Annotated in this window: 12 protein-coding genes; 4 read left to right on the top strand and 8 right to left on the bottom strand. The window is 32.2% G+C overall.

Translation table 11 applies throughout. The features are described 5' to 3' along the window. Positions 1–35 precede the first annotated feature (35 nt). Entirely contained in the window at positions 36–746 is a 711-nt protein-coding gene (locus FHG05_RS04775; protein WP_140996868.1) for a DUF4197 domain-containing protein, read from the bottom strand. A 152-nt stretch (positions 747–898) separates the two neighbouring features. On the opposite strand from FHG05_RS04775, the gene FHG05_RS04770 reads away from it, so the two are divergent. Then, positions 899–3166, top strand: coding sequence for a T9SS type A sorting domain-containing protein (locus FHG05_RS04770; protein ID WP_140996867.1), 2268 nt, complete (start codon positions 899–901; stop codon positions 3164–3166). A gap of 93 nt (positions 3167–3259) precedes the next feature. Further along, positions 3260–6685 carry a methylmalonyl-CoA mutase family protein gene (locus FHG05_RS04765; RefSeq protein ID WP_140996866.1) on the top strand — a complete coding sequence of 1142 codons (3426 nt, stop codon included), beginning with the start codon at positions 3260–3262 and terminating at the stop codon, positions 6683–6685. A 538-nt stretch (positions 6686–7223) separates the two neighbouring features. Here FHG05_RS04765 and FHG05_RS04760 read toward each other — a convergent pair. From FHG05_RS04760 to FHG05_RS04750, 3 genes are all read right to left on the bottom strand, one after another. Beyond that, on the bottom strand, positions 7224–7769 hold the full coding sequence (locus tag FHG05_RS04760) for a type 1 glutamine amidotransferase domain-containing protein (RefSeq protein ID WP_140996865.1): 546 nt from the start codon (positions 7767–7769) through the stop codon (positions 7224–7226). A gap of 187 nt (positions 7770–7956) precedes the next feature. Then, positions 7957–10119 carry a choice-of-anchor I family protein gene (locus tag FHG05_RS04755; RefSeq protein ID WP_140996864.1) on the bottom strand — a complete coding sequence of 721 codons (2163 nt, stop codon included), beginning with the start codon at positions 10117–10119 and terminating at the stop codon, positions 7957–7959. Positions 10120–10256: 137 nt separating this feature from the next. Next, positions 10257–10472 (bottom strand): DUF5963 family protein, encoded by a 216-nt coding sequence (locus FHG05_RS04750; RefSeq protein WP_140996863.1) that lies wholly within the window; start codon positions 10470–10472, stop codon positions 10257–10259. 191 nt (positions 10473–10663) lie between these two features. Between FHG05_RS04750 and FHG05_RS04745 the strand changes: the two genes are divergently transcribed. Further along, a complete protein-coding gene (locus FHG05_RS04745; protein ID WP_140996862.1) occupies positions 10664–11188 on the top strand; it encodes a hypothetical protein in 525 nt (174 codons plus the stop codon). A 93-nt stretch (positions 11189–11281) separates the two neighbouring features. Further along, positions 11282–11530, top strand: coding sequence for a hypothetical protein (locus FHG05_RS04740; RefSeq protein WP_140996861.1), 249 nt, complete (start codon positions 11282–11284; stop codon positions 11528–11530). Positions 11531–11544: 14 nt separating this feature from the next. On the opposite strand, the gene FHG05_RS04735 is transcribed toward FHG05_RS04740, so the two are convergent. The 4 genes from FHG05_RS04735 to FHG05_RS04720 all read right to left on the bottom strand — a co-directional run bounded on the left by FHG05_RS04735 (position 11545) and on the right by FHG05_RS04720 (position 17858). Further along, positions 11545–12111 (bottom strand): DUF1543 domain-containing protein, encoded by a 567-nt coding sequence (locus FHG05_RS04735; RefSeq protein WP_140996860.1) that lies wholly within the window; start codon positions 12109–12111, stop codon positions 11545–11547. A 41-nt stretch (positions 12112–12152) separates the two neighbouring features. After that, the gene (locus FHG05_RS04730; protein WP_140996859.1) at positions 12153–14108 is read right to left on the bottom strand and encodes an OmpA family protein; all 1956 of its coding nucleotides are present in this window, start codon (positions 14106–14108) and stop codon (positions 12153–12155) included. A gap of 77 nt (positions 14109–14185) precedes the next feature. Next, entirely contained in the window at positions 14186–15124 is a 939-nt protein-coding gene (locus FHG05_RS04725) for a PorP/SprF family type IX secretion system membrane protein (protein WP_140996858.1), read from the bottom strand. Positions 15125–15134: 10 nt separating this feature from the next. Further along, positions 15135–17858: a gliding motility-associated C-terminal domain-containing protein gene (locus FHG05_RS04720; protein ID WP_181369143.1), complete on the bottom strand. Its 2724-nt coding sequence runs from the start codon at positions 17856–17858 to the stop codon at positions 15135–15137. Positions 17859–17931: the final 73 nt, after the last annotated feature.

Genomic DNA, 17931 nt, shown 5'->3' with positions numbered 1-17931 from the left:
GTGTTATATATATGTTATTGAATATTAAAATTTAATTACTTATTATCTTGTAATGCAAATACTCTTTTTAATAAATCTGAAGTTCTCGAACTTAGCTGGGTTCTAATATTTCCTTCTTCAATAGCAATCATTTTAAATACACCTTCCATAGCTTTATTGGTAGTATAATCTGTTAAGTCTGGATTTACTTGATTTACAAAAGGAATACTGTTGTATTTGGTTATAATATTTGCCCAAACTTTATCCGCACCTACTTTTGAGAAAGAATTCTTAATTACAGGATTGAATTTACTGTACAACGCACTTGAAGTGGTACTTTCTAAATAAGAAGTAGCCGCTCTATTGTCTCCCATTAAAATATTTTTAGCATCGTTGAATGTCATTTGTTTTACTGCATCCACAAAAATAGGAGTTGCTTCTTTAACAGCATCTTCCGCAGCACGATTTAAAACTTTTAGACCTTCATCGGCTAATTTGGATAAACCAATATCCCTCAAGCCTTTGTCTACTTTTTGTAGTTCTTGAGGTAATAAAATTTTTACCAATTCATTTTTGTAAAAACCATCTACAGCGGTTAATTTGGTAACTTGTTTGTCAATTCCATTGTCTAAGGCTTCTTTCAAACCATTCGCAATATCTAACTGACTTAATCCACCAGGACCTTGTGGTAATTGATTTACAACTTGTTGTAACTCGGAACAACTGATACTAATAAATGCCAATACGCAAAATGCAATTTTTTTCATGTGTACTATTTTAGGACTTTTCTTCAAATATAATGCCTTTTTAATTTTTTTTTTAAAATAATTTATTTCTTTTCGATTATAGATGCATAAAATAAAATTAACTGAATTATATTTTCCTACATTTGTAAACTAAATTTTTAAACCTTAATCGTATGAAACAAAGCTACTTATTTTTAATTCTAGCTTTTTTTTTAAATTGCATTTCGTTACATGCTCAAAATCATGTGCCTTTTTCAACGCGTTTACCGCAAGGGAATATAGAAGTAAAAGGAGATTTAGTTTTAATTGGAAATAATATTCTCAATAGACAATCTGGAGTAAATTCTGCGAATGTCCCTTACATGGGAACAGGAAGTAATAATGGCTTCAATATGCAATATATAGATATTGATAATGATGCAGCTACTTTTAGTTCTAGTAGTGCAGATTTAGATATACCTTCTGATTGTAAAAGAATAGTGTATGCAGGATTATATTGGGGAGCTAAATACCGTAGCGAAACAGATAATCAAAATAATGAAGAAATTTATACTGATTGGAATACGGTGAAATTTAAAATACCAAATGGAGAGTATATTGATATTATTGCTGATGAAGATGCAGATCCAATTGGAGAAGAAGATGATATTATTATTGGTGCAACTGAATTACCAATTACTTCAGTTCCTTATGTTTGTTATAAAAATGTAACGAGTTTGTTGCAAGGTCTTTCGGACGCAAATGGAACTTATACAATAGCTAATCAAAGAGCATCTAGAGGAGCGGGATTTTCTGGTGGTTGGAATTTAATAATAATTTATGAAAGTCCTTTTGCTACAAGTAAAAATATTACAATTTTTGATGGTTTATCAGAAATAGTGGCCAGTAGTCCTCCACTTGATATTGTTATTAATGGTTTTACAACAATACCAGTTGGTTCGGTAAAAGTAAAATTAGGAATAGCATCTTTAGAAGGTGATAGATCTTTTACAGATGATAGATTCCGTATTAATGGAACATCTATGTCTACACCTAATAGAATAGCTAATAATTTTTTCAATAGTACAATCAGTAATAATGGAATGCCAGTAAATAGAGTACCCAATAGTTCAAATACATTGGGTCTTGATTTAGATATATTTAATGTTCCTAACCCTTCAAATTCAGTGATTGCTAACAATGCAACTAGTGCTACATTTACTTTAGAAACAGATGGAGACACTTATGATCCTTATTTATTTGCACTTGTTGTAGATATTGTTGAACCAAAAATTGTAATTACTCAAAGTATAGAAAATACTATAGGTAATGATATTACAAATCAACCTTTACGTATTTGTCAGGAAGTAGTGTATGGGATTCAATTTCAAAATACAGGTACTGATGACGCGGTGAATACCACTATTAAAAAAGTCTTACCTTTAAATATTACGTTCAATCCTAATACCGATTTGGTTTTACCAACAGGTGTTGCTTTAACATCTTACGATGCAGGAACAAGAACCTTGGTGTTTACAATAGATGATAATTTAGTAACCCAAAATAGCAGTGTACAAGAAATTAGAATACATGCAAAAGTAGTTTGTTCTTGTTTAGATTTAGATACTTCTTGTACCAATGTATTTTCTTCCGAAAGTTATGCAACTTACAGAGGTATTGTAAATACTGCTGTTTTTTCAGATGAAATGAATATAACTAATTTTGGTTGTACTACAACTTCATATACAATTGAAAACGATTTGTTAGCATCTTCTTGTGATACAAACCAAGTGGTGTATATATGTAACCCAAATACTGTTTTATCAGGAACAAACGGTTATACTTCTTATAATTGGAATAGTCCAACTAATTCTAATTTTTCTGTAGTAAGTGGAACCAATAATCAATCTATCGAAGTACAACAAGCAGGTATCTATGAAGTACTAAATGAGTATTCTGGTGTTTCTTGTCGTTCTATGACAGAAAGTTTTAGCGTTCGTACTTGTTTTCCTTCCAATCAAGTAACTCAAAATGGATACCTTTTATCGGCAGTAGAAAATGATGAAACGTATCAATGGATAGATTGCGATACCAATTTACCAATTGTTGGTGCTAATACCCAAGATTTTGTAGTAACAAATACAGGTAATTATGCTGTTATTATTACAAATGGAATTGGAAACTCAGTAACTTCAGATTGTATTCCAATTACTGTTTTAAATAACGAATCTTTTCAAAAATCGGATTTCTTAATTTATCCTAATCCAACTTTGGATTCTTTTAAAGTGGAAAGTTCGTTTACAATTCAAAAAATTACAATTTCGAATCTTTTAGGTCAGGAAATAAAAACATTTTTAGCTAATGAAAACAGTTTCTCTATTTCGGAACTAAATTCAGGTACTTATTTGATTAAAATTTTTACTGAAAAAGGTACTTACACCAGTAAAATTAATAAAAAATAATTTTTATTAATTACACAATATATTATCAGTCATTTGTTTTAAATGACTGATAATTTCGTAAATTGCACCCTTTAAATAGTTATAAAATTATCAATGGAGCAACAAAAACCATATATTCCTGTTAATAAAGTAAGAATTGTTACTGCAGCTTCACTTTTTGATGGACATGATGCAGCAATCAATATCATGAGAAGAATCATTCAAGCTACTGGATGTGAAGTCATTCATTTAGGTCATGATAGAAGTGTGGAAGAAGTAGTGAATACGGCTATTCAAGAAGATGCCAATGCAATTGCTATGACTTCTTACCAAGGTGGTCATACCGAATATTTAAAATATATGTTTGATTTGCTGAACGAAAAAGGAGCAAGTCATATCAAAATTTTTGCTGGTGGAGGTGGTGTTATTCTCCCTTCTGAAATTGAAGAATTGCATGAATATGGAATTGAAAAAATCTATTCTCCAGATGATGGTCGTGCCATGGGATTGCAAGGAATGATTAACGATTTAGTAAAACGTTCTGATTTTCCTATTGGAGATTCTCTAAATGGAGAAGCAGATCATTTAATGAATAAAAACCCTCGTGATATTGCACGTGTAATTTCTGCAGCTGAAAATTTCCCTGAAATTGCAAAAGCAACATTAGATAAAATTCATCAAGAAAACCAAACGTCAACCACACCCGTTTTAGGAATTACTGGAACAGGTGGAGCAGGTAAATCGTCTTTAGTAGACGAATTAGTACGTCGTTTTTTAATTGATTTCCCTGAGAAAACAATTGGTTTAATTTCAGTCGATCCATCCAAACGTAAAACAGGTGGTGCTTTATTAGGAGATCGTATTCGTATGAATGCCATTAATAATCCAAGAGTATACATGCGTTCGTTAGCTACACGTCAATCTAATTTAGCTTTATCAAAATATGTTGCGGAAGCGATTCAAGTTTTAAAAGCGGCGAAATACGATTTAATTGTATTGGAAACTTCAGGTATCGGACAATCGGATACTGAAATTATGGACCACTCTGACGTTTCTTTGTATGTAATGACACCTGAATTTGGTGCAGCTACTCAGTTGGAAAAAATTGATATGTTGGATTTCGCAGATTTGGTAGCACTAAATAAATTTGACAAAAGAGGTGCTTTAGATGCTATTCGTGATGTAAAAAAACAATACCAACGCAATCATAATCTTTGGGATGCCAATCCAGATGATATGCCTGTTTTTGGAACCATTGCGTCTCAATTTAACGATCCTGGAATGAATTCGCTCTACAAAGCGATAATGGATAAAATTGTGGAGAAAACAGGAATTGATTTACACTCTACTTTTGAAATCACCAAAGAAATGAGTGAGAAAATCTTCGTTATTCCTCCACATAGAACGCGTTATTTATCAGAGATTGCTGAAAACAATCGCAAATATGATGAGACGGTTTTAACGCAAGTTGAAGTGGCTCAAAAATTATATGGAATTTTCAAAACAATAGAATCGGTAAACGGAAATTTCCCTCAAATTGATAAAGCAGGAATCGTTGAATCGTCTTTACAAATTAACGATTCAAACAAAGATTTCGTTTCCCTTTTAGTAAAAGAATTTGACCGAGTTAAAATGAATTTAGACCCATACAATTGGGAAGTAATTCAAACTTGGGATGAAAAAGTAAATAAATACAAGAATCCTATTTACTCGTTTAAAGTAAGGGATAAAGTAATTGAAATTAAAACGCATAGTGAGTCGTTATCACATACACAAATTCCTAAAATTGCCTTACCAAAGTACCAAGCTTGGGGTGATATTTTAAGATGGAATTTACAAGAAAATGTACCTGGAGAATTCCCATTTGCATCAGGACTGTATCCGTTTAAACGTGAAGGGGAAGATCCAACGCGTATGTTTGCAGGTGAAGGAGGACCAGAACGTACCAATCGTCGTTTCCACTACGTGAGTTTGGGTATGCCAGCAAAACGTTTGTCAACGGCTTTTGATTCGGTAACACTTTACGGAAATGATCCCGATCACAGACCTGATATTTACGGTAAAATTGGGAATGCAGGAGTTTCAATTTGTTGTTTGGATGATGCAAAAAAATTATATTCTGGTTTTGATTTGAGTCACCCAGCAACTTCTGTTTCCATGACGATTAATGGACCAGCACCTATATTGTTAGGTTTCTTTATGAATGCAGCTATCGATCAAAATTGTGAAAAGTATATTAAAGAAAATGGTTTAGAAGCAGAAGTAGAGGCTAAAATTAAAGCGATTTATAAAGCTAAAGATTTAGAAAGACCCACCTATAACGGGGCTTTGCCTGAAGGGAATGATGGTTTAGGATTAATGCTTCTTGGTGTAACTGGAGATCAAGTTTTACCAGCTGATGTGTACCAAGATATTAAAATAAAAACCTTAGCGCAAGTGCGTGGTACGGTTCAAGCAGATATTCTAAAAGAAGACCAAGCGCAAAATACGTGTATTTTCTCTACAGAATTTGCGTTGCGATTAATGGGTGATGTTCAGGAATATTTCATCCAACAAAATGTACGTAATTTCTACTCGGTTTCCATTTCAGGTTACCATATTGCAGAAGCAGGTGCTAATCCTATTACACAATTGGCGTTTACTTTAGCCAATGGTTTCACTTACGTGGAATATTACTTGAGTAGAGGTATGGATATCAATGCTTTCGGACCGAACTTATCGTTCTTTTTCTCAAATGGTATTGACCCAGAATATGCAGTTATTGGACGTGTAGCACGTAAAATTTGGGCGAAAGCCTTAAAATTAAAATATGGTGCGAATGAAAGAGCGCAAATGTTGAAATACCATATTCAAACATCGGGTCGTTCTTTGCATGCACAAGAAATTGATTTCAATGATATTCGTACAACGTTGCAAGCGTTATATGCCAATTATGATAACTGTAATTCCTTGCATACCAATGCGTATGATGAAGCGATTACCACACCAACAGAAGAATCGGTGCGTAGAGCGATGGCAATTCAATTGATTATCAATAAAGAATTAGGTTTAGCGAAAAACGAAAACCCCATACAAGGTTCGTTTATTATTGAAGAATTAACCGATTTAGTAGAAGAAGCGGTTTTAGCAGAATTTGATAGAATTACCGAAAGAGGAGGGGTTTTGGGTGCTATGGAAACCATGTACCAAAGAAGTAAAATTCAAGAAGAATCGTTGTATTATGAAACGTTGAAACATACAGGAGAATTCCCAATTATTGGTGTGAATACTTTCTTAAGTTCGAAAGGTTCCCCAACGGTTATTCCTGCGGAAGTAATTCGTGCGACAGAAGAAGAAAAACAATTCCAAATTAAGACATTGGAAAACTTGCACAAAGCACATGCAGATAAAGTAAAAGAACAAATTGCCTTGTTACAAGAAGCAGCTATTACCAACCAAAATATATTTGAAGTATTAATGAATGCTACTAAGTATTGTTCGTTAGGTCAAATTACTTCTGGTTTATTTGAAGTAGGAGGTCAGTACAGACGTAATATGTAAGCAGGATGCATCTGAAACCAGGCAGAAGCCGAAGTTGAAGAATTGCATATCGCTTCTACTGAGCTTGTCGAAGCATTTGAGATAATCGAAATCTTTAAAAAAGATTTGGTGCGAATCGCTTCTACCGAGCTTGAGGAAATATTTCAGACTAAAAATTAAAGATTATAAATAAAAAACCTTTCAGCAATGAAAGGTTTTTTTATTTAATAAGAGCTAAAAGCAATTAATTACAGCCTATAAGCTATTAGTAATAACCAAAAAGGTTCAAATTATAAGCTAAAAGCTATTATTTATAACCAAAAAGGTTCAAATTATAAGCAAAAAGCTATTAGCAATAACCAAAAAGGTTCTAATTATAACCTTATAGCTATTAATTATAAGCAAAAAGCTCTTAATTTCAACCCCAAAGCTTTTTATAATAAGCTAAAAGGTATTCGCGATAAGCTATTTGGTTTTAAATGAATGTTTTCTTAAATAAAAAAGACCTTTCATTATTGAAAGATCTTTCTTTTTGTAATATAAAAAATAGAATAAAGGATTACAATACTGGTTCGTGTTTCCCTTCTTTAATTTCTTCAATCATTTTTTTGTTGAAAGCCGGTAAATCATCAGGATTTCTACTGGTTACTAATCCTTTGTCGACTACTACTTCTTTATCATGCCATTCGGCACCTGCGTTGATTAAATCTTGTTTGATAGAAGGATAAGAAGTCATTTTTCTACCATCTACTACGTCTGCACTAATTAATGTTTGTGGACCATGACAAATGGCAGCTACGGGTTTCCCCGCTTCAAAAAAAGCTTTCACAAATTCTAATGCTTTTTCATTCGTTCGTAATTGATCTGGATTAATCACGCCTCCTGGTAAAAGCAGCGCATTATAATCGGATGCATGTACTTCCTCTAGTGTTTTATCAACGGGGTATAATTTTCCCCAATCTGTTGACGCCCAAGCTTTAATACTTCCCGATTTCGGACTTACAATTTCTGTACTCCAGCCTTCTTTTTCAAGAGCTTCTTTAGGTGATGTTAATTCTACTTCTTCAAATCCATTGGTAGCCAAAATAGCTATTTTCTTTTTCATAATTTAAATGTTTTTACTGTTTAACTATTAATTTGTTAGTGTAAAATTACGAAACGATTCCCCCTTGCTTGTTACAGGATTTTGTAAGACTGTTATAGAATATTAAGATGCTGTTTTTTTGAGGTTATCCCATAAAAAAGACCTTCCGAAGAAGGTCTTTTTGGAATCAACAATAACACATTTATAATTATTCAACAACTACTTTTTGTGCGATTCCATCTTTCGTTCTTAGAAAATAAATACCTTTTGGATACTGCATTTCTAAGCTTTTTGTGTTTTCCTTTTCTGTAATTTTTTTGCCCGTATAATCATATAAACTGATGGTAACATTTTCTTTGAAATAAACGATTCCGTTTGTAACTGGATTGGGATAAGCCACAAATGAATTTGTGTTTTCTGTAAAATTTGGGGTTGCCAAAACATCATTTGTAATTTCATATAGGCTTAAAGTAGCACTTACTTCATTTGCCATTATGATTAATCCTTTAGCACTCGGACTATTTTCAGGAGCAATGTAAATAATTCCTTCCGGACCTAAATCGCCTCCTAAACTAGCGGTATTTCTACTATTGTGGTAGGAAACAAAAGTAGCGTTCATTGGATCCGTAATATCATAAACCATTAAACCACCTGTTCTTTCTAATGTAATAAATGCATACATTGCACCATTAATTTCAGCAACGGTAATCCCTTCTGGTTCCGGACCTTTATTATCGCTTCTATTTTTAGAAGTATTGTTGTCGTTACTTGCATTGAATAAACTTCCATACACAGGATCAGCAGCAGTGATTCTTTCAAAATCGGAACCACTATCATACACGAATTGACCTGTAGTAGTATTCCAAATACTAAAAGAACGTGTACCAAAAACATGTATTTCATCAAAATCACCATCATTATCTGTATCGCCAGTTGCATTGGTAACCGTTAATCTTCCTAAGTTTTTATTATTTTTTAAAAAAGAAGCATTTGGAAAAACTGTTGGATCTAAAACATAACTACCACTGCTTACTCTTTTTTCTTCTGATAGTCCGTTATAATCTCTTGAATCTCCTTCATTTGCAGTCACTAAATACGTGGTGCCATTTACGGTGTAATTCGCAATTGCATCTGGCATATACATGCCTTTAACCGGCCAGTTTCCTAAGAAAATTTCCCCAAATTGATCGGAAGTATCCAATTCATTACCCGCAAGCATATGATCTTTAAAACCTAAAGGTACAATGTCTGTTATTTGTTTATTCACTACATCAATAGTAGCAATTGCGTTGTTTTCCTGTAAAGAAACCCAAGCAGTAGTACCATCAGCAGCAACCGTGATATATTCTGGTTCTAAATCTTTGGAAACCGTAGTATTCACTCCAAATATTCTAACATTATTAGCTCTTAATGTCGCTAATTGACTGTCAAAAGCATTAAAGTTAAGTTGGGTAACATCACTTTGTTGAATATTATTTAAACCAGCAGTTACATCAATAATGGAAATACTTCCTTCTGGATCAATCGTATAATCATCGTTTGGTTCTCCTTCGTTAGCCACAATTACTTTAGTACCATCTGGTGTAAACGTAATCATGTCGGGTAAAATACCAGCATCAACGGTAGCACCAATAGTTCCGTTAATATCCATGAAAACAACTTTACCATTGGTATAATTAGCTCCTTGAACAGTAGCAGCCACTAAACCATTTTTATGAGCAATACTGGTTCCACCAATTCCATAAGCCGCTAAATCTACCGATTGAACAGAAGTAATGGAATTCGGGTTTGAAAAATCTAAAATTTCAATTTTTGAAGCTGTTGAGTTCATTACAAATAAACGTTGGGAAACAGGATCATGAGCCACTATTTCTGCAGAGCCTGCAGCATCTACTAAATAGCTTGTCAAGTAATTGATATTTAATGCAGCAGAAGTAGTTGGTACATTTTCTTCATCTTCTAAAATGTAAACCGTAGTTTGAGAGGTACCTACAATAGCTCCATCCACTGGATTTGAAAGTGTTAATACAAAATACGTATCACCTTTATAAATAGTGTTATTTATAATAGGAATAGTTAGGGTTTGCGAAGTACTATTTAAAGGAAAAGAAACCATTTGATTGGTGAAGGAGTATTCTTGTCCGTTAGTTGCTGTACCAAATAAAGCAACAGCCACATCAACTTGAGTAGAACCAGTTGAAGGGCTGTTTAAATTTATAACTACATCTACGGTAGCGGTATTTTCGTTTACGATATAAAAATCGGATGCAAAAGTGATATCTGAAGCGATTAAATCACCATTTGTTGCATATAGTATAGAACTATAAGCACTGCTTAAAATTAAAAAGAATAGCGTAATTTTTGTTTTCATTTTGTAAGTTTATTGTTGTGCCACAAACTTACTGGTATGATGTAACGAAAACGTTATTTAAAAATTACGAAATTATTCTGAAAACTTTACTGAAATGTTTCATAATGGTAAACAAGTAAAGTAATTGTTAATTGTTCTTATTTTTTAACGGTATACAAACCACCAACGAATAATGCGACTGCTAATCCAATAAATATAAAGCCTTGTGTTTGACCTGATTCATTAGATGCGTCAATTTCAATTCCTAAGAATTTAACTTCTGCTGTATTGTTTGATACTTTATTTACTCCTAAATAGCCTACATATAGTGATAAGGCAATTAATACGATTCCAATAATTTTTGTTGCTTTCATACTGTTTGGTTTATTTATGTTTTTGTTACTTAATTATGTATGGTTCAAAATTATGCTATTTAAAGTAGTTTGATTTACAAGGAATTTTAAATTACTTACATAATTTCCATAAGTAAATTGGTGTTAAAAATATTTTTTGGCACGACTATTGGTTGTAAGTAAATAGAAACAATTTTTAAAAACGAATAGATATGAAGAAATTTACTTTAATTTTAGCTTTAATCGGGATGATTACGCTACAGAGTTGTTATACAGAAGAAGTTATTGTTGATGATCCTATTGATAATGATACTATAAGCGAAGTTTTTGAATATTCCAATGTTGATTTTACGAGTTCAAATGGATATTCAGTAATTTTAGATTTTCCTTATACTATTTATGGTTCAGACATGGTATTAGTATACCGATTATCAAATTATAATTCAGGAACAGGAGATTATTGGAAATTGTTACCAGAAACGTATTATTTTGATGATGGTACATTAGACTTTGGCTATAGAAATGATGCTACACGTTATAATGCAGAAGTGAGTTTATATGGATTTGATTTACCTGCTTTAAACCCAGAATTTAGATTAGACCAAGTATTGAGAGTAGTTGTTATACCTGCAGCTTTAAGTAATAAATCTGCAACACCAGTAGATTTCAATGATTATAAGGCTGTTATTTCCTATTATGGTATAAATGACAAAAACGTTACTAAGATAAAAAAATAAAAAATCCTATAAATTAATTATTGAAGAATCCAGTTTTGTGCTGGATTCTTTTTTTATTTTATATATTGCAGTATAACTAAAAACTTTAATATTATGAGAAAAATAGGCGGTTATCTCGCTTTTTTCGGGGGTTTTGCTATTATATTGAAATTTTTTGATCGTGTTCCTCGATTGCTGTTTTGGATTTACACTTGGGGTGATACTGTAGCCTGGATTATTATGGTTGCCTTTTTAGTAGCTGGCTTAGCGATGTTATTTTTGGCTCCAGCTCCAGAAGAAGAGGTGGTTGAAACGAAACCAAATGAAATAACAAATAAAGAAGAAAATGAAAGTATTTCATGAATAAAGCGTCCTAATTAGGACGCTTTTATTTTGTCAAATTTTACATAACCAATGTGTTTTATATCTTCTTCAGTAGTAGTTGATTTTGTTATTTTCAATTGAAAATTCTTTTTAAATTTTGAATCTAAAATATCATCTATTTCATAAATATCATCTACATCTACACCATATTTATCATCTATATGAGAAGTAGCACCCTTAAAACCATAATGTTTATAAAAAGTAGTTTGTTTGGATTTTTTTATAGCTTCTGCTTTATTTTTAGCAACTGCTAAAACTTTATAATGATATTCTTCAAATTCATTCTCTTTATAACCTCCTAGATTAATAAAAAAGAGTTTTTCTTCTTGTTCTATTTTTTCTTCTTTCGAAACTACTGTAATAGAATAACCATCCATTTGGGTAACCGTTTGCCATGCATCTAAGTGAATTTTACCTTTCACTTCTGGCCAAAAATCGAGCATATCTTGTTTTAAATCATATAGTGAAGTTCCTATTCCAAAAAATATATCGTGTTGCTCCGTTACTCTTCCTTTAGGAGTACAACCCAGCATAACCATAAATAAAGTATTTTTTTCCATATTCAAATATAAAAAAAAAGACCTCATTTGAGGTCTTACAATTAATCTTGTTTTACAATAATGACAAATTCACTTCGTCTATTAATTTGATGTTCTTCATCAGAACATTCTTTATGGATACAATCTACTTTAGGTTGGCTTTCTCCGTATCCTTTTGCAGTAATACGAGAAGCATCAATGCCTTTTTCTACTAAATAATTCATCGTAGCAGTTGCTCTATCCTGCGATAATTGACGGTTGTATTCATCAGTACCTCGATTATCGGTATGCGAACCAATAGCAATATTTATTAAAGGATAACGATTGAGTTTGTCTACTAATTGGTCTAAATGTACTCTTGCGTCTGCACGTATGTTAAATTTATCAAAGTCGAATAAGATTTCTGGTAAATCAAACATTAAAACGCCATTGTCTGTAATTACTTTTGGGTCACCTTCTTCTGCTATAAGTTCTTCTAAGAACGTTTTTGGAATTCTTTTTACACTTATATTTTGTTCGTTTTTGGTAGTTCCATTATCCAATACAGTAAAGGTTTTTTCAGCAGGAATAATATCAGGATGGTATACGCTGATTTTATAAGTTCCTGGAGGTAATTCAAAATAAAATTTACCAGAATCATTTACGGTTACTTCATTAATACGATTTTCTTTTTCATCAAACAAGAATACCGTTGCTTCATCAATAGGTAAATTGGTTTCTTCATCTACAACAATCCCTTGAATGTAGTATTGAAAATCTTCTAGAGGCGCTGTTTGTAAGAAACTATAAATATCATCATCACCTTTACCATCTGCTCGGTTAGAAGCGAAAAAACCACTTTTTGTTTCTTCTTGATAAATAAAAGAAAAATCGTCTAAATTCGTGTTTATGGGTAAACCTAAATTTAAAGGTTTTGTATACGAATCTTCTTTAATTTCCGACATAAAAACATCTAAAAGGCCAAAACCTGGATGTCCATCAGAAGCAAAGAATAATTTATTTTCAGAACTTATAAAAGGGAATTGTTCTCTATTTTTCGTGTTGATATCACTTCCTAAATTAACCGGTTCTCCAAAATTACCATTTGCGTCGATAGTTACATAAAAAAGGTCAAAAGAGCCTATAGTTCCGGGTCTATCTGACGAAAAATACAAACGATTATTTTCTTTATTTAAAGCAGGATGCATGGTAGAGAAATCAACTCCATTAAAAGGTAAAGAAGTAATGTTGGTCCATTTTCCATCTTTTAAATCAGCAGAAAAAATACTCAAATGTGTTACTTTATTGTCATCTTTAGTTCTTTTACCTTCATCACTGGTATTTCTTGTAAAATAAATTCGATTTCCATCATTGGTAAAAGTCACATTCGCTTCATGCAATTTTGAATTTAATTCTTTTGAAAAAGGATTTTTGATACTATCTAGCTTATTATTGGTGATTGAAGCTGCGAATAAATCCAAATAATGTTGTTTGTTCCAATTGTATTTTCTTGAAAAAAGACCATGTGAAGTACTTGGTGAAGAAAAAACCAATAGATTTTTATAAAATGCAGGTCCGAAATCGGAATTAGGCGTATTGATAGCTTCATTTTTAATGTCGAATTTATTTCCCTGTTTTTTTATATTCTCTAATTTTTCAACATTAGCTTTATATAGCGTTTCTGGAACTTCTTTTTCATATAATTGCATCCATTTTTCGGAAGCTTCAAAGTTACCTTGTGCTTTAAGTGTTTGCGCATATCGAAACAAGTATTGTTCGTCTACCGATTCTTTATGTTTTTCAAGCAATGTCTTGTAGAGACTAGATGCTTTTTCGAAATCCGAAATATAATAATAGGAATCAGCTGCTTTTTTTAGAACTTCAACAGTGGTGTTTCCTTCTTCTAGTAAATTAGAGTAGGCTTCTGCGGCTTTTGCAAAAGAAGCGATTTTGAAATATTTATCGGCTCTCTTTTTTTGACTTTCTTGGGCAAATAGTGTTGCAGTTGAAAGTAGGTATATGAGTATTAATTTTTTCATACTTTTTAATTTTTGTCTAACCTTCTTTACGAAATATATAAATGTAAAATTAGGTTTTAGGCTATATCAAACTCGTTTTAAAAGAATCTTGGAGATTTATCATATCCTCTGTTGCCAAAGGTATCTAGGTCAAATAATATAATGATTTCATGAGAACCCGAATTAAAACTTCCTAAATTAGAAATCGTGTGATCGTAGGCATAACCAATTCTTAATTGAGGCGTAATTCGATAATTTGCCAAACCACTGAAAGAATCGTCAAATCGATGCGAAGCACCAATTTCAAACTTATCAAAAAACATAAAGTTAGCAGTTATATCAGCAGATAATGGTGAATTCTTAACAATTTTTGTCATAAATGCTGGTTTGAACTTAATATTATCAGATAGTTTAAAAACATAACCTCCTGTAAAAAAGAAATGCAATTCATCTATTCCGATAGCCTGAACTCCATTTGCTTCTTTTAATTGCTTATTGGGAAGAAAATTTGGAACAGATAGTCCTAAATAATAACTATCTGTAAAGTAAAAAGCACCAGCACCAAGATTAAAAAAGGTTTGATTTAAATTTTGAAACGCAGGATCAGAACTGATGTCGTCATCATTTAATTGAAAACCATTAAAATTGGTAGTAAAAAAATTAGCACCCACTTTAAAACCTAAGGCCAATTTAGCATTTGTATTTAAATTAACTTTATAAGAAAAGTCAGCATTAATTGTGGTTTCATTTAATACATCTTCTCCTAATTCGTCTTTAATAACATTTAATCCCGTTTCAATTTTTTCAGATAAAGGAGTATGAACAAAAAGCGATGAAGTTGTGGGAGCTCCTGTAGCTTTTACCCATTGCATTCTATAAATCCCTCCAAAATTGATAGTACCTAAATCATCTGTAGCGTAGCCAGGGTTAATAACACTCATATTGTACATATATTGAGTGAATTGTGGATCTTGTTGTGCAAATGATTTACAAAATACCAACAAGATAATTCCGAATATATAATTAATTTTTCTCATTTTCTTTCTCTTATCTGCTTAAGTATAATCTTCCTTGTGTTGGTTTTTTGTTTGTTACATCATTATAGTAGAGTACATAATAATAGACACCTGTTGGCAAAATATCATTTCCTAAAACGGTAGATTCGGTGGATTTACCATCAAAATTAGGCGTATTGATATTTCCTTTATATACTAGGTTTCCATAACGATTAAATATTTCTAACTCAAAGTTTGGGTAGATGATATCAATGTTTTTAATGTAGAAAGTGTCATTTAAACCGTCATTATTAGGAGAAAATCCATCTGGAATAAATAAATCGGGACAATTTGCTAAATCTACTGTTACTTCTAATCTACTAGCGCTTTCACAACCTTGAGTGTCTGTTAATGAAGCATAATAAGTAGTGCCATTTGTAATAGGGTCGGTTAAAGTATAGCTATTGCCACCTGTAGGTGCATCATACCAAGTAATGGTTCCAGAACTAGTAATGTTAGCATTTAAATCAGCGATAGTAGGATTGGGTAAATCTTGAATACAAAATTCATTTCCATCATCAGCTAGTGTTGGTACACCTGGATCTGTTATAGTGAAACTTATTGGATTTGATACTAAATCACTTGATCCACATGTAGTTGTATTACTTGTTAGGGTTTGAATTGTAATTGTCGTACTTCCTCCATTTTCAAGTAAAGTTGATGGAATATCAAATTGAGTACTTCCATTGTTAAAAGTTACTACAATTGAATTAGCCGTACTGTTATTAGCACCTGATAAGTCATATAGTAAAGTGTAATCTCCATCAGCTAAAGAAGAAGCATTATCAATAGAGATAGTTTCTACATCCAAAATACAAATATTAATTGCACTTATAGTTGCACCAGTAGTATCTGGTAAAGGTAAAATAGAAAAAGTATCGCTAGCTCCGCTAGATGTTGCTGTACCACATGATGTAGTCACACTAACAAAATTAGCAATGCTTAAGGTAGAACTACCTTCAACAAGGATGCCATTTGGTAATGTAAAACTTCCCGAACCATTTGTAAAAGAAATATTAGTTGCTGTTAAATTACTAACCGAAATGGCTCCAGAAATAGAATATTCAATATCATATAAGCCATCCGTTAAATTGATTGCATTCGATAAATTAACTACCACATCATTTCCGGAACAAATATCATCAATACTAATAGTTAAGTTACTTGCATCTGGTATTGGATATACAATAAAAGAACTGTTTAAATTAGTTGTTGATGAACAACCTGTAGTTTCATTCTGAATATTCGTTATAGCGATAGAATAATTTCCTGGAATATTGGTTAAACTATTTATTAGTGAAAATAAAGCATTTCCATTCACAACTTGTATAACTGTGGTTTGAGTAGTCTGTTGACCGTTTGGATCTGTAATAGTATAGGTGATGATATAACGATCATCTGATAGCTCAATAGTATTGTTATTGATATCTATTAGATTAACTTGAGCATTTTGACCTAAGCAAAAGTTGGCAACACTTATTTGACTGTCTGTTGCGTTAGGGTTTTCTGCTATAGTAAAGGAACTATTTAAATTGTTTATGATTCGAGTACAATTCGTAATGCTATTTGGATTGGTAACATCGGTAATAGTAACTGTAGTTGTTCCAATAGTAACTACAAAAGCAGGATTAACAGTAAAGCTTCCTGTTCCGCCTGCAAAAGTTACACTCACTGTTTCAGAACCGTTATTTGAACCTGATAAAACATAAGTAATATCATAAGTACCATCTGGTATAGAACTTGCTCCTTGCGAAATAGTTCCAGTTAATGGAGTAGTACTTAAATCATTAAAACAGATAGGTGTTGGTGAAAGTGTTAAAGTAGCCCCATTTAAATCTACAACGGGTTCAATTATTATGGCAACATTTGAAGATGCAGGAGCGCAAATGGGATGGGTTGGACTTACATTATATGTAAATGTGTATGTGCCAGGTCCAAAATTATTTACAATATTCTGAATATTAATAAAAGAATCATTACTACCTGATAATTCACCAGTTGAAGCATTATCAATCCAAAAACCTCCAGTGTCTTCATTAATTAATAAATTAAATAAATCTACATTTGTGAAAGCTGAAAAATCATCTGTTTCACAAAATGTCAAATTTGATGGTGTTCCTGACTCAGGCAAGGGATGAACGGTTAATACCACATTTGCACTTCGTGAAGGACAACTTCCTATAGCGGGAACTGTGTAAGTTAAGGTGTATGTTCCAATACCAGCCAATTGCGCATTAAAAAAGTTATTTGTTAAAGCTCCTGCTGGTCCACCTGACCATGTACCATTAAGATGCGGATTTGGATTATTCCCAGTATGAGTAAATAAATTAACAGATGTATCATCTTCACATGCATTAGCATTATTATTATCTACGCCCGGAAATCCACCTAAAGTTAAAGTAATAATAGCACTATTATTTGTACAACCAGGAATACTATTATTTACGTATTGATAATTATAATTTCCGCTCTGATTAATTTGCCAAGTATTTAAAATCCCAGTAGAGGAGTTTAATCCACCAGAACTGTTTAAATTTACCCAAGTTCCACCAGGAGATGGAGCACCTCCTAAAAGTAAGAAAAGATTAATAACTCCATTTGGATTACCAATGCCTTGGTTGTAAGTCTCTTTATTACATATAGTTATGCTGTTGTCGTTACCAGCGCATTGTGCATATCCTTCATAATCGTACACAAAAAAACTAATTATAAACATAATTAGTACTAATTTACATCTCCTCATACCAGTCATTTTTATCGGTTAACAACGTATTTAACTGCAAATAAAA

The sequence above is a fragment of the Flavobacterium profundi genome, assembly GCF_006491645.1.
Classification (GTDB): domain Bacteria; phylum Bacteroidota; class Bacteroidia; order Flavobacteriales; family Flavobacteriaceae; genus Flavobacterium; species Flavobacterium profundi.
The sequence above is the reverse complement of the archived record's forward strand: the minus strand, read 5'-3'. Positions and strand labels throughout refer to the sequence as shown.

Excerpts from the sequence above, each read along its gene's own strand:
- FHG05_RS04740 (WP_140996861.1), top strand. The coding sequence starts at position 11,282 with ATGAGAAAAATAGGCGGTTATCTCGCTTTTTTCGGGGGTTTTGCTATT.
- FHG05_RS04765 (WP_140996866.1), top strand. The coding sequence starts at position 3,260 with ATGGAGCAACAAAAACCATATATTCCTGTTAATAAAGTAAGAATTGTT.
- FHG05_RS04745 (WP_140996862.1), top strand. The coding sequence starts at position 10,664 with ATGAAGAAATTTACTTTAATTTTAGCTTTAATCGGGATGATTACGCTA.
- FHG05_RS04755 (WP_140996864.1), bottom strand. The coding sequence starts at position 10,119 with ATGAAAACAAAAATTACGCTATTCTTTTTAATTTTAAGCAGTGCTTAT.
- FHG05_RS04730 (WP_140996859.1), bottom strand. The coding sequence starts at position 14,108 with ATGAAAAAATTAATACTCATATACCTACTTTCAACTGCAACACTATTT.
- FHG05_RS04725 (WP_140996858.1), bottom strand. The coding sequence starts at position 15,124 with ATGAGAAAAATTAATTATATATTCGGAATTATCTTGTTGGTATTTTGT.
- FHG05_RS04735 (WP_140996860.1), bottom strand. The coding sequence starts at position 12,111 with ATGGAAAAAAATACTTTATTTATGGTTATGCTGGGTTGTACTCCTAAA.
- FHG05_RS04750 (WP_140996863.1), bottom strand. The coding sequence starts at position 10,472 with ATGAAAGCAACAAAAATTATTGGAATCGTATTAATTGCCTTATCACTA.
- FHG05_RS04720 (WP_181369143.1), bottom strand. The coding sequence starts at position 17,858 with ATGTTTATAATTAGTTTTTTTGTGTACGATTATGAAGGATATGCACAA.
- FHG05_RS04760 (WP_140996865.1), bottom strand. The coding sequence starts at position 7,769 with ATGAAAAAGAAAATAGCTATTTTGGCTACCAATGGATTTGAAGAAGTA.
- FHG05_RS04775 (WP_140996868.1), bottom strand. The coding sequence starts at position 746 with ATGAAAAAAATTGCATTTTGCGTATTGGCATTTATTAGTATCAGTTGT.
- FHG05_RS04770 (WP_140996867.1), top strand. The coding sequence starts at position 899 with ATGAAACAAAGCTACTTATTTTTAATTCTAGCTTTTTTTTTAAATTGC.